The organism is Trichocoleus sp. FACHB-90 (genome assembly GCF_014695505.1).
GTDB lineage: Bacteria > Cyanobacteriota > Cyanobacteriia > Cyanobacteriales > FACHB-T130 > Funiculus > Funiculus sociatus.
In genome coordinates this window covers 43,539-57,517 of record NZ_JACJOK010000020.1, presented here as the reverse complement: position 1 = coordinate 57,517, position 13,979 = coordinate 43,539, and the positions used below count along the sequence as shown (strand labels likewise).

Here is a 13,979-nt window from a genome sequence, read left to right as displayed (position 1 = left end):
TGGTATAACTTAGGGCAATTGATGAATTTTCCCAACACATACATATTCCTGTACACCCAATGAGTCCAAATTTTATAATTAAATTTGGATTGTTATATTCGCCTCATAGTTTATAAACACCTCCGGAAACCATTCGTCCTGATGGCATAACAAAAGCCTGTATCAGTAGGTAGCAATTCTGATAGAGGTAATTGTGAAAGTTTTACACGTTATTCCCTCCGTGAGTCCAGCTTTGGGAGGGCCAAGTCACGTTGTTTTAAATTTGGTAAAAGCTTTACGAGACTGCGGTATTGACGCGGAAATTGCTACCACAAATGATAATGGTTCAACACTGTTAGATGTACCTTTAAATCAACGGATTGTATACGAGCAAGTTCCTGTTTGGTTCTTGCCTCGGTTTTCGCCACCGATGAAAGAATTTATTTTTTCTGCGGCTCTCACTCGCTGGCTCATGTTACACATCCGCGACTATGACATCATAGAAACTCACTATCTTTTTTCCTATGCTTCTACTTGTGCTGGCGCGATCGCTAGATGGCAAGGCGTTCCCTACATAGTCCGTACTATAGGCCAGATTGCTCCTTGGGCATTGGCACAAAGTCAGCTGAAAAAACAAATCTACACCTTTTTAATTGAGCGACACAATTTGAATTGTGCAGCTGCAATCCATTGTACTTGTGCTGGCGAAGCAGAGGATGTCCGTAAATTTGGAATTAAAACTCCCACAATTACCCTACCTTTAGGAGTGGATAAACCTACTATTTCCGCTCAAGCTAAACAAAAACTACGCCAAATTTACGGCATACCATCAACTACACCAGTGGTGCTATTTCTGTCTCGCCTTCATTATAAAAAGCGCCCAGATTTGCTGGTGTACGCGCTAAGCAGACTTGCCGCCCAAAAGGATGATTTTCACTTAATATTAGCGGGTTCAGGAGAGCCAAATTATATTACACACTTAACAAATTTAGTGTCATCCCTTGGCTTAGCTTCTCGCACATCTATGACAGGCTTTGTGACTGGTGAAGATAAAGATTTGCTGCTGCAAGGTTCAGATATGTTTGTCTTACCATCGTTTTCGGAAAATTTTGGAGTTGCTGTAGCAGAAGCAATGGCGGCGGGATTACCAGTAATTGTGACTCCAGATGTGCAAATTTCGCCAGAAATTGCCGCAGAAAAAGCTGGACTGGTTATTAAAGGAGAAGTCGAGCCTTTAGCAGGTGCGATCGCTTCCCTCCTCAACTCCCCACAGCAGCGATCGCAATTGGGTGAGAATGGTAGGCGCTTAGTAAGTCGCCGATACTCTTGGCCTTGCGTCGCGCAAAATCTTGCTTCTGCCTATAGCGCCATTCTCAAAGAACAACCAATCCCTACTAATGAGCGATTAGCTATTAGCGATTAGAAAGTTGGAAATGACTAAGGACTAATAACTCTTGCGAGCATCGACGCTATCTCAGTGATCGGTAAAATATGCTGAACTGCACCAAGCGCGATCGCTTCTTTTGGCATTCCGAACACCACACAACTCGCCTCATCCTGAGCAATGGTGACACCCCCAGCCGACGCGATCGCCTGCATTCCCTCCGCACCATCTCTACCCATCCCCGTCAACAATATCCCCACAGCAGCCTGACCATAGACACTCGCCACGGATTTAAAAGTAACCGTTACAGAAGGGCGATGCCCTCCCAGAGGTGGTGAGGAAGAATACAAAAATCTGCCTTGTGCATCAAACTCCAAATGCGATCGCTCCAAGGGAAAATAAATAGTTCCCGGTTTTGGAACCTCCCCAGCACGAGCAATTTTGATAGGCATTTGACACTCAGCCGCCAACCAATCTACCATTCCTTGCAAAAAACCTTCGCTGATGTGCTGAATACAAATCACTGGCACCGGGAAATTCATCGGCAGCTGAGTGAGAATTGCGTACAAAGCTTGCGGGCCACCTGTAGACGCACCAATTGTGACGATTTTATCTTTTGGATTTCGGATTTTGGATTGGCCGTTTAAAATCGAATATTTCTTGTTACCAGGCTCAGCTTTGTAACGAATGTTGGAAGACTCAGCCTCCCGATTATTAACAATAGTATCAATTGTAGGTTTCTTTCGATAATGAGTAAAAACTGTAACCCCAGAAAGGATTTTTATCTTACCGATTAACTCCTGTTTTACCAACTCATAATCCGAACCATTTCCACCACGCGGCTTAGGGAAAATATCCACCGCGCCTGCTTCCAGCAACCGAAAAACATTGTGTTTATCCTCTTTTTGTACTGAAGTGCTAATCACAAGAATTGGTTTTGGATACGTTGCCATAACTTCAGATATAAATTCCAGACCATCCATCTGTGGCATATGGAGGTCTGTGCAAATCACATCTGGCAAACAACTGGGAATCAGTGCCAATGCCTCTTTACCACTTCCGGCTGTTCCCACCACCTGAATTTCAGGAGAGAATGCCAGAATTCGTTTCAGCAGTGTCATAGCAATAGGAGAATCGTCTACTAATAAAACTTTTATTGCCATTTTGTCAAATGCTAGTTGAAGAATTGCGCTTACTATTAGCCATAAGCTAAATAAACCTTCTCAAGGTTTCTAAAAGCACTTCCTGATTAAAAGTACCCTTGGTGATATAAGCATTGGCACCAGCTTCGGCACCCCTACGTTTATCTTCATCTGATGCCAAAGATGTCACCAGAATTATTGGCAATTCGTTATATTCCTGATGCTGACGAATCTTGGCAGTAAACCCCAGACCATCCAAATTTGGCATTTGCACATCGGATATCACCGCATCAAAGGAACGAGTTCTCAGTTTGTTGTAGGCATCCAATCCATCAACAGCTGTTACCACTTCATAACCTGCATTCTCCAAAATGCGCTTTTCTTGAGTGCGAATGGCGATAGAATCTTCCGCTAATAAAATCGAGCTTCTTTTTTCCTCCTGGGCAAATACTCTTTTCAGGGTCATCGCTGCGGTTCGTTTTTGCACAGATTTAATCAAATCTAAGGGATTTAAAACCATGCAAACTTCCCCAGTTCCGAGAATAGTTGCGCCAGCAACATTGCGAACCCGCTTGAGTAATTTACTCTGAGGTTTGAGTACGACATCCTGTTGATCTACACAGGCATCTACCAATAATCCCAGTCTCTCCTCTCCCACCTGCAAAATAACGCACAGCAGTTGTCCCTTGTCAATCGTTTTGCCATTGACTACTGACAATTCCAGCAGATCTACCAGTTGCGCTACTGATACAGGGTGATTGTCCTGAATAATAGTTTCTCTGCCTTGAATAGAAAAAATTTCATCAGAAGACACCAACCGCGTTTGTTGCACAAACTCCACTGGCAGGGCATAAACTCTGCCGCCCACTTCCACAATCAACACTGACACAGTTGCTAGGTTTATACCCAGCTGTACTCGGAGCGTGCATCCCCTTTCGGGGGTAGATTCTACTTGTATAGTTCCTTTCAAGCGTTCGACGTTGGTGCGAACTACATCCAGCCCTACGCCTCTGCCAGAAACTTCGGTGACAAAGGTGCGGGTGGAGAAGCCGGGGGCAAAAATCAAGGAGTGAATTTGAGTTGTTGTCATGGCGGCGAGTTCTTCTTCCCGACAGATTCCGCGCTTAAGTGCTGTCTGCTTAATCTTTGCAGTATCTAAGCCTCGCCCATCGTCCGCGACTTCTATCACAATATTCGTGGCGGTTTGGTAGCCTCTGACGCGAATTGTGGCGGTAGGTGGCTTGCCTACAGCTTCTCGCTCTGCTGGTGTTTCGATACCATGATCTACGCAATTGCGAATCATGTGGATCAATGGATCTTTCATTTCTTCTAGGATGCGCTTGTCGGCTTTGGTTTGGTCGCCGGCGATCGCTATTTCAATTTCTTTATTTTGCTGTTTAGCTAGATCCCGTACCATCCGAGGAAGCATCTGAAAAATAGTTGATAGGGGCAAAAGGCGTAGGGTACGTATTCCCTCTTCTAAGTCACTAGCAATGGTATCCAGTCTGGTAGTGTCTTCGTAGATGGCATTTCTTAACTGGTTGACTAGAACTCCCATGCGTTCCCCGAAGGCTTTATCTAAGGACGCACCGTTGTGCGCCCCTACATCTGAGTGCTGAGTGGTAGAGGGATTTAATTGCCTCTCAGGTTTTAGCTTTTCCTTCTGGACATTCAGCGCTGAAGTTCTCAGGAGTGTTGGGCGGCTCCACTCTTCCCACAGGGCAACAATTTCCTCAATTTCCGCCAGTCGATGAGCAATGCGGATTTTGGTGACGGTTAATTCGCCTGCTTGGGTGAGCAAGGCATCGAGATTGCGCGTTTCGACGCGAATTGTTTCGATGCGGTAGGGTTCGTTTGCTGCTGGGGGTGGTACGGTGGGGGTTCTACCGTTGGAGAAGGTCTTTTCGGCTCTAATGTCGGCAGGAGTGGGGCGGGGAGGCTCCGCTTCTAATGGTGCCGCTACTGGTGCGGGTGGTGAGGAAGGTGCTAGTAGTGTCTCTAAAGATGGTACAGGCGATATCTCTAAATCTATTTGTGGTGGGGGCGCTGCGGAAGTTGTGGCTATTGTGACGGTATGTGCTTCAACTTCTTCATGGACTCGATCGTTGTGATTGTTTTGCTTGGCTGGATCGATAGAATCAGCTCCCATCATGTGGGCAAGGACGCCAAAGGTATTGATGCCTGCTGGTTCGCCTGTGACGGCTTCATGTACCAGTTTGCACATAGCATCTATGCCTTGATACAAGCGATCGCACGTTTGCGCTGTCAGCTGTGTCTCACCGCGTTTAACACATCCCAAAATATGTTCTAGTTGATGGGTAAGGGTTTCTACATCGCGCACGCCCAGCATTCGAGAATCCCCTTTGAGGCTGTGAGCTTCTCTTAGTAATTCTTCTAATCTGGCTTGGTCTTCCGGGTACTTTTCTAAATGCAGTAAACCGTCATTTAGTTTCTGTAAATGTTCTTCACTTGCCGTTTTAAAAAGATTGCGTAGTTCTTCGTCTTCTACGATCATGACTAACTTTTAGTTTTACTTTATTGGTGATTACGTTTTTTTTATAGCTAAAATCTATTACCTTTTAGCTATACTACTGCTTTAAGATTCAAGGCGGTTTTGTTCAGTTGTTGAGTATCGTAAAGAGCTGACAATTGTATAGCTACCTGATTAATTGGTTGGACAATTTGGCGAACTATAAAAATTGCCTTCTGCCAATCAATTTTAATTTTTGTATTCTTTACACAACTACTTTCAGATTCAAGGCAGCTTCGTTTAGTCTTTGGATGCCTACCTTGGTTTGACTGATGCCACTAGCAGTTTCTGTTGCTGCCACATTGAGAGCATTCATCGCTTGGACGACTTGTTGAATAGCGATCGCTTGTTGTTTGGCACTCAATGAGATTTGTTGACTGTTCACAGCGATATTGTGGATAGAATCCGCAACCCCGGCGAAAGCGTCTGCTGTGCCTTGTGCAGTTTTAGCCCCTTCCTGCACAGTTTTCGTTCCTTCATCTGTAACCATTACGGTTAAATTAATGGAATTTTGGATATCGGCAACCAGAGTGCTAATCTTTTGAGCTGATGTCTTACTTTGATCTGCTAGTTTGCGAATTTCTGCCGCAACAACAGCAAATCCTTTGCCATGATCGCCCGCCCGCACTGCTTCTACTGCTGCATTTAGTGCCAGCATATTAGTTTGGTTGGCTACATCACTCACCAAACTAGAGATATTGCCAATCTGATTTGTTTGATCCGAAAGACGCAAAATTTGAGAAGCGATCGCTCCCACTCTCTCTTTTAGCATTGCCATCTCTTCGAGGGTTCTGTTTACCGCTTGGCTCCCCGACTCTGTGAGAGCCATAGCCTGCCTTGCTCCCGTTGCTGCTGACTCGGCTTGCTCTGCTGTAGCCCTTGAGGAAGCACCGAGTTCATCCATTGTGGTAGTTGTTTGGCTAACTGCCGCCGCCTGTTGAGCAGCCGTGCGTTCCTGTTGCTCTGCCGTGGCAGCGATTTCTGATGAAGAAGAGACAATAGTGTTGACGATTCCGCTTATTTTGGAACTAAGCGGCTTGGCAATCGTGATGCTGAAGAAAATGCCAAAGATAATCGCAGTGAGGGGGCCGAGAATCATACCCAGGATGATCCAAAATGTGGTTTGAGCTACATCTGTGTCAGCTGCTTTTTTGGCTGCTGCCCCAAATTGTTCGCTGTAATTTATAACTGCAATAATCGATTCTGTTGCTTTGTCAAAAGATGTTCTCTCTTCATTTGCTAATAGTCTGCTCACGTCATTTAGTAGAGTTGTGGCGACTTTTGCTGCTGTAAATTGAGGAACATTTCCCTTACTTTGGTTGAGAAGTTCAAGCTGCACTCCTCTAGGATTAGGGATACCTATATCCTCAAATTTTTGATAAAGCCGCAAAAATTTTTCTTGGTCTTGCTTCCACCTGCCCCAGTCTATAAGGAATTGTTTATATATTTTTTTTTCCTCCTCGGTCGCTGGAGCTGACTCGTATTGTTTAAATCCCTCCTCAATCTGCTCCCAAGCATGCTTAATTCTGGTTAATTCAACTTGCCGATTTTGTTGGCTCAGAAGTGTATTGAGCAAGGCTCGCTCTGATGACTGGACTTGAGTTTGCCCTTCGTTAATTTTCCACAATCCAACAACACTTGGCAGTGTATTCTTATTAAGAGTATTAATATGCCCGCTTAAGCTGGAGTTTCCGAGCCAACCCGCTATCCCAACTACTAATACAATCAAACCCATTAATAGAAATGAGCCGACCAATCTAGACTGTAAACTCAAGTTTTTAAACATTTTTTTTTACCCTGCTTAATCCTGAACTACACGGTGAATTTTAAAATTAGGACAAGTTAACTTATATTCTGGATGTCTACTTTAGTTTTAGTAAAGCCATTGGATTATTTCTCCTTAAGCAAGCAGCTAGTAAATGTCATCTGTAAATAAATAATTACGCTTGTTCATCAACCATCAGTCCGCCTTGTAATAAGATTTTAGTTAAATCTAAAATACACATCATTGTTTCCCGGTAAAGAGCTGTTCCCTGGAGATATTCATCATTCATAGAATGGGCGGCAGCAGGTACTGGCATCATCTGGGACGGGTTTAGGTATATTACGTCAAATACAGCATCAATCATGACACCAACCACTAAATCGTCGATGTAAACAACCATTGCTTTAGATGCAGTAACTACATTAGCAATTTCTAAATTCAAGACCATACGAATATCAATTAATGTTAATATTTCACCACGCAAGTTCATATTACCTAGAATATGAGCTGGGCAGCAGGGAATCGGCTGTAAGTGACGAATATCAGTAAACTCCCGCACCACAGCTAAGTCTAGTCCAAAATATTCATTATTTAAACCAATAACTGCAATCGGGCGACTTCCGATAACATTTTGAATTTCAGCTTGCCGCATCAAATTTGCTACCCGTTCCTGAAATATTGCTCTTTCTTCAGGGGTGGCATTCGGGCAAAAGACCCGATTTTCTTTAAAAGAATTACGAGAAGTATATAGTTCTTTACTTTTACCTTCTACCGTTTCTTCTAAGGTTACAGCTTCAACTCTATCGAAGAATTGAATTAGGTTTTCAGGATTTAGCAATCTTACAATATCTGTCCCTACTGTGGCGAAACCAGCAACAAAATAAGAGGAATTGGTGCCTTCTTGCCCATAAGATAGTTCTGCTGTAATTTTATTTATGGAGATAGTCTGTACTTCCAGAACTTGATTGACGATGATGCCAAACCGAAATCTCTGGCATTGCAGTACGATGATGCTATCGGTGAGGCGGTATTCTTCCAACTCATAACCAAACCGAAGCTGGAGATCCATGATTGGCAAAATTTCGCCTCGAAGATTCAGCGCACCGACTATAGCAGGCGGTGCTTCCACTATTGGCGTTAACTCAGGAAGAAAAAATATTTCTTGTACTGAAAGTGCTTCTACTCCATAAAGGGCAGCATTCAACCTGAAGATAATATATTGTTTGGATTCCATATAATTTATAGCTGCCTTGGTAACATTTTATTAATTTTTGCTATAAGTTCCTCAACTGTCAGGTTATCTAGTTTTTCTAAGGTAGCTTTGAAAGGTAATTTTTGTAATATTTCTAAAGCAACTGTTCGCATTTTTGTAGCTTTGATTGCCTCTCCTTCTTTATCATAAATATAGCCTAATTCTAAATAAGCGTAGATACAGTAAGGAACTAAATAAATAATTTTCTTTAAAAAAGATTTCGCTGCATTAATATCTCCTCTTTCATCTGCAATATGAGCTAGCAGGTATAGTGGCTCTTCTGCTAGAGGATTTACTTTAAGAGCCATCTGGCAATAGTCAATTGCTTTATCATATTTACCTAAATTCGCATAGATTTCTGCTTGGAGATGGTAGGGATAAAATTGCTTAGATTCCAAAGTTATCGCTTCTTCTGCTTTCTCAATAGCTAAAGCATAAAATTTATTTTTAAAAAGAGCTTCTGCTTCTAACAGAAGTGTAGTAACCGCTGCATCATTATTTTTTTCTTCGTTTAGTTTAGAAACAGATAAATTGCTCAAATCTTTGGCTGTATTATTAATTTTTTCCGCTGCTTCCTGCAATAATATTTCTGGTTTCATCAACTGAGAAGTGTTACCTATGGATTGTTCAAAGTTCATTCCCAAATTATTTGCGGAAGCGGAGGAACAAAGTATTTGTTCTCCAGTTTCCGGATATATGCTTGGTTTGGTTCCCCAAAGTCCTGCCCCTAATTCCAAGTTTTCACGCCGTTGATAGATAACTGATTCTGGAAACAATTTTGCCTCCAATAAACCTATATCTTGTCCCTGAAGTTCACTATGAGCCGTCAGGAGATATCCACCAAGCTTAAGCGTGTTGTTAAATTTATTTAAAACCAAGGAAATTGCTGGCTTTTCAAAATAAACAAAAACATTACGGCAAATAATTAAATCGATTGTTTTAATACCATAAGCTGAATTATCAAATTGCTCTTTTACCAAATTTATATTTCTAAATATTACTCGTTCGCGTATATCTTTATTAAGGTGCCATTTGTCCCCTTTCAGGAAAAAATAGCGGTCTTTTAGTTGAGACTCTAGTAAACGAAATGACCAAGAACTATAAACTCCTTGCCGGGCTTGCTCAATCGCATTTTGATTAATATCTGTTCCTAAAATAAAGATGTTCCATCTGTCACAATCTGGAATTAACTCATTGAGAAGAATAGCCAGAGAATATGGTTCTTCGCCAGTTGAGCAACCTGCACTCCAAATCCGCAGAGTTTTTGTGTACTTTTGAGCGGCTATTAATTCCGGTAATATTTTATGTCGCAGCAGAGAAAACTGTCCTTTATCTCGAAAAAAGTAACTTTCGCAAATGGTCAACGAAATTGCCAATTCTTGCCATTCATCATCACTCTGGGGGGAGGAATCTTTTAATAGTAAATAATATATTTCTGGTACGGATATATTGAATAACTTCATCCGTAAGCGAATTTTTTGGGTTAAAGCTTCTCTTTCTTCTGGGCGAATGTGCAAGCCTGTATGAGTGGCAATAAGTTGAATAAAACGCTCTAGTAAAGCCTGATTAAATTCTCCAGTAAATGACACCTCGATCTCCTTTTATTTGAAGTTGTATATAATAACGCGGATTGGCATCGTTTGTCAGCTCATGCCCATGCGATCGCTTAAGAGTGGGCAATCTATAACGGGATACTTTATAAATCCCCCTACTTATTAAAACTCTGTCCTAGAGGAATCTCAATCAAAAATTCTGCACCCTTTCCAGGTTCTGAGAAACACTTCAGCACCCCGCCATGTTTCTCTACTACAATTTGATAGCTAATTGATAGACCTAAACCAGTGCCTTTGCCTACAGGTTTGGTGGTGAAAAAGGGGTCAAATAAGCGCTTTCTCACGTCCTCCGTCATTCCTGCTCCGTTGTCTGCAATCTTAATCACCACTCTATTGTTTCGCACTTCGGTAGAAATCGAAATTGTAGGGATTGGAGACTCTTGACTGGTAACTGGGGAAGGGGAAATTGAGGATTGGGGATTAGGGGCAGAAGAGGCATTTTCCCTGAGTCCCCAGTCAACAGTTCCTATTTCCAAAGCCTCAATAGAATTGCTTAAGATGTTCATAAACACTTGATTAAGCTGTCCGGCGTAGCATTCTACCAAAGGAAGTTCGCCGTACTCCTTAATAACTTGAATCCCGGTGTGGTTAGAGTGCGGTTTCAAGCGGTGATGCAGAATCAGTAAAGTATTCTCTATTCCCTCATGGATATTTACTGGCTTCATTTCTGCTTCATCGAGTCGGGAGAAGTTCCGCAAAGACAGGACAATCTGACGGATACGTTCTGCACCAATCTCCATTGAAGACAGCATTTTTGGCAGGTCATTAATGATGAAGTCTATGTCAATTTCTTCCTGTCGGAGGAGAATTTCCGGGTGAGTATTGGGGTAATGCTGTTGATAAAGGCAGATTAAATCGAGTAGTTCTTGGATGTAGTCGCTGGTGTGGCTAAGATTTCCGGTGATGAAATTGACTGGGTTATTGATTTCGTGGGCGATACCTGCAACCATTTGCCCCAGGCTGGACATTTTTTCGGTTTGAATTAGTTGAGATTGGGCTTGTTTGAGGTTGTTCAAAGCAGTCGCCAGCTGTTGAGCTTGGGTTTGCGCGGCTAGGGCGGCGGCGCGAGTTTGGGCGTAGAGTTCTGCTTGGTCAATTGCGATCGCTAGCTGATCCACCACAGCTTGCAACAACTCCACTTCGCTATTACTCCAAGGTTTAGCACCACTGCAATGACTGCAAACAATTGCTCCTAGATGTCCGGCGTGGGTTTTTAGCGGCAAAAGCAACAGGGAAGTAATCCCCATAGGCGTTAACAGCTCTTTCGTTTGGGCATCCAGGCTGTTGTCATTCTTGACATCATCAACTCGCAGGATCTGGAGTTGGCGAATTTTTTCACTCAGCTGGGAAAGTTCTTGAGGCGGACAGTCTCCGAGCAAACTCGGTTGATTGGGCTTAGCCAGGGCTTCGTGAGTTACTGTCAAGCTAGGCTGATTGGGAAGCGACCAGCACCACAAATACTGGCAGCGGTCAACTTGCAACAAACTCCGAATCTCCTTAACAGCGGTTCCCAGAATGGTATCTAGATCCAGAGAGTCCCGAATCTGACTTGCTAAGCCAAAAAGCAAAGCTTCCCGACGCGCCAAGAGTGCTTCTTTTGCCCAATTTCGATCGATGGCGAGCGCAAGGGCGTTGGCTACCCACCCCAACATATGATTAACTGCTTCAGTAAAGCGCGAATGACTGCCCACAGCGATCGCGCCCACTAGCCGATCTTCCACAATCAAGGGATATCCCGCAAAATAACTGTTGGCGATTAGCAAACAGCTTTCCGCTAACTCACCGTTATAAAGACGCGCTTCCATCCCAGCCGACCGCAGGCTGCTATCTTGACTTAGGTAGGGTTGACGGGTTTGGGCAACGAAGCCAATTACGGAACCCTCCAGAGAGACGCGACGCTCAGCCAATAAATCTTGCCAATACACTTGGCTAAGAGAATTTGCAAAGGCAATTGCTTGCTGTTCCAGAAAAGCCTCTGAAGTAGAAGCTTCTGCAACACTCTGTTCGTTAAATGTCCAGATACTGACAAAATTCGCTTCCAGATGCTGCAACATCCCTTCTGTACAGCGGTTGAGCCTTTCTGATAATGTGCCGCCAGCGCCCAAGGCGGTGCCAATTTCTGCTTCTAAAGTATACAGACGCGATCGCTCTAGCAGTGCTGCCTCTGACTGTTTGCGAGTTGTAACATCGCGGAGAAAAACCGACAAACCATCTTGATAAGGATAGGATCGCACCTCCAGCCACGTTTCCAGAGGTTGATAAAATTCCTCAAAGTGAACCGTTACCTGACAGGAAACTGCTCGGTAAGATTCGCTTTTGAAAGTAGAACCGACTGTTTCTGGGAACTCATCCCATATACACTTACCAATCAATTCCTCTTTTGTTTTAAACAAAAGCTGCTCTGCCCGCGGGTTCAGGTAAGTAAATCGCCACTCGTTGTCCACGCTAAAGAAAGCATCGGCGATACTTTCCAAAATATTTCTGGTTATATTTTCACTTCTAACCGCCGCCTCTCGCGCCGCCTGTTCTCGTGCTAAAAGTTGGATGCGCTCTTTCTCGGCTTGCTTGTGTTCATCGATGTCAGTGTTCGTCCCAAACCAACTGACAATCTGCCCCTTGTCATCGCGCACAGGTAGCGCGCGTCCCAAGTGCCAGCGATAGCTGCCATCAGGCGCATACCGCAGGCGAAATTCAACTTCGTAAGCATCTCCTGTTGTCAGAGAATGCGACCAACGTTCAATGCAGTGTTGCACATCATCTGGATGCAGTACATTTTGCCATCCCCAACCCACCATTTCCTCATATGTGCGTTGAAAATACTCTAGAATGCGCTGGTTGACATAATCGAGTGCGCCATTTGGCTCGGCAGTCCATACCTGCTGGGGAATGATTTCCGTTAGGGCGCGAAAACGGTGTTCGTTCTGCCGTAGCGATTCTTCGGTTTGTTTGCGCTCGGTGATATCTTGGCGAATCGCCACATATTGATGTGGTTTTCCTTCACAATTCAATACTGGAACAATGGTGGTATATACCCAGTAATAAGTTCCGTTTTTAGCTCGGTTTTTGATTTCCCCTTTCCAGACGTTGCCACTGCTAATGGTTGCCCACATCTGTTTAAAAAATTCCTTTGAATGGTACCCGGAATTGATTATGCGGTGGTTCTGTCCGATAAGTTCTTCTTTAGAGTATTTAGAAATTTCGCAAAATTTATCGTTTACATAGGTGATAGTTCCGATGCGATCGGTAATCGCGACAATAGAAGATTGATCTAATGCAAACTTGATATCTGTTACTTGTTTAACTAAGTCAGAAACTTCTAACTCTGTCCGCTGGCACTCTTGTACTGCCTGGGTATCTTTGCTATTTTCAATTATAGTTTCTAGTTGAAATTCGCTTTCTCTCATCCCTAATGCCTGCTGGTGAGTCATAATAATTTGTTCTGTTGTTATTAAGTTTTCGTATGGGGACAAAAGCGCGATCGCTACTTGCCTTAATGCCCTAATTGCTTCCTGCTCTTTCTCGCTTAAATCTCGCGGCGCATAATCAATTGTAGATAGCACTCCAATCATCAATCCGGAGGGCGTGACTAAGGGGACACCTGCAAAAAATCGAATTTTTGGGGCAGATTTCACGCTGGGATGGTTCGCCAAAGAGCGATCGCACAGGGCATCTCGAACGATTATCAAATCACATTCTTGGGGGTGCGAGATGGCGCTAGCGCAGAAAGCTAGATACTTGTCTGCTTCGGTGGTGGTAATACCCAGTTTTGACACTAGCCATTGTTGTTCGTCATCCATGAAGCTCAAGTAAGCTACTGGTGTCTGGCAAATGTCAGCCATTAGACGAGTCAGATTGTCAAAACCTGCTTTCAAAGAAGAGTCTAACAGCGGGCATTGGCGCAGCTCGTCAAATTTGATACCTTCGTTTCTAGGTAAAAATGGGTTCATCTTTAAGCGCCCTCTCCTCTAAAATCCGCCTTCGAGCAATTTAAGTATAAAAAAACACTTTTTTACATATTCTAGATGCGCTGTTTAATAATATCCTTCAAAAAGCTACGGAAGGCACCCTTGAAGGCTTTAAGCCGCAGGCGATCGCTTGACACTTTGAAGTTAGACCGAGTAAGTGAGATAAATAAAAATGTAACATTTATATCTAGCCAAAAGATTTCTTACACAGATACGCAAGCAACAAACAGCAATCCTCGCCTCAACTCACTCTTGTCGCAAGAGAAGAGCTAACGCGATCGCTATGAGCCACTTAGCCCAACCTTGCTTAATCTAGGGTTCCCATAGAGGATATATTTCTATCACCCAT

7 protein-coding genes are annotated in these 13,979 nt (G+C 43.5%); 1 reads left to right on the top strand and 6 read right to left on the bottom strand.

From position 1 onward, the window contains the following. Nucleotides 1-193 precede the first annotated feature (193 nt). A complete protein-coding gene (locus tag H6F74_RS05905; RefSeq protein WP_190437685.1) occupies nucleotides 194-1,402 on the top strand; it encodes a glycosyltransferase in 1,209 nt (402 codons plus the stop codon). A 14-nt stretch (nucleotides 1,403-1,416) separates the two neighbouring features. Here H6F74_RS05905 and cheB read toward each other — a convergent pair whose 3' ends face one another. The 6 genes from cheB to H6F74_RS05875 all read right to left on the bottom strand — a co-directional run bounded on the left by cheB (nucleotide 1,417) and on the right by H6F74_RS05875 (nucleotide 13,612). Beyond that, nucleotides 1,417-2,526 (bottom strand): chemotaxis-specific protein-glutamate methyltransferase CheB, encoded by a 1,110-nt coding sequence (gene cheB, locus H6F74_RS05900; RefSeq protein ID WP_190437684.1) that lies wholly within the window; start codon nucleotides 2,524-2,526, stop codon nucleotides 1,417-1,419. Nucleotides 2,527-2,572: 46 nt separating this feature from the next. After that, nucleotides 2,573-5,020, bottom strand: coding sequence for a hybrid sensor histidine kinase/response regulator (locus H6F74_RS05895; RefSeq protein WP_190437682.1), 2,448 nt, complete (start codon nucleotides 5,018-5,020; stop codon nucleotides 2,573-2,575). A gap of 220 nt (nucleotides 5,021-5,240) precedes the next feature. Then, a complete protein-coding gene (locus tag H6F74_RS05890; RefSeq protein WP_190437680.1) occupies nucleotides 5,241-6,821 on the bottom strand; it encodes a methyl-accepting chemotaxis protein in 1,581 nt (526 codons plus the stop codon). A 154-nt stretch (nucleotides 6,822-6,975) separates the two neighbouring features. After that, nucleotides 6,976-8,034 (bottom strand): chemotaxis protein CheW, encoded by a 1,059-nt coding sequence (locus tag H6F74_RS05885; protein WP_190437677.1) that lies wholly within the window; start codon nucleotides 8,032-8,034, stop codon nucleotides 6,976-6,978. Between the two features lie 5 nt (nucleotides 8,035-8,039). After that, nucleotides 8,040-9,641, bottom strand: a complete 1,602-nt coding sequence (locus H6F74_RS05880; RefSeq protein WP_190437674.1) for a protein-glutamate O-methyltransferase CheR — start codon at nucleotides 9,639-9,641, stop codon at nucleotides 8,040-8,042. Between the two features lie 119 nt (nucleotides 9,642-9,760). Beyond that, entirely contained in the window at nucleotides 9,761-13,612 is a 3,852-nt protein-coding gene (locus H6F74_RS05875; RefSeq protein ID WP_190437671.1) for a PAS domain S-box protein, read from the bottom strand. Between the last annotated feature and the right edge of the window lie 367 nt (nucleotides 13,613-13,979).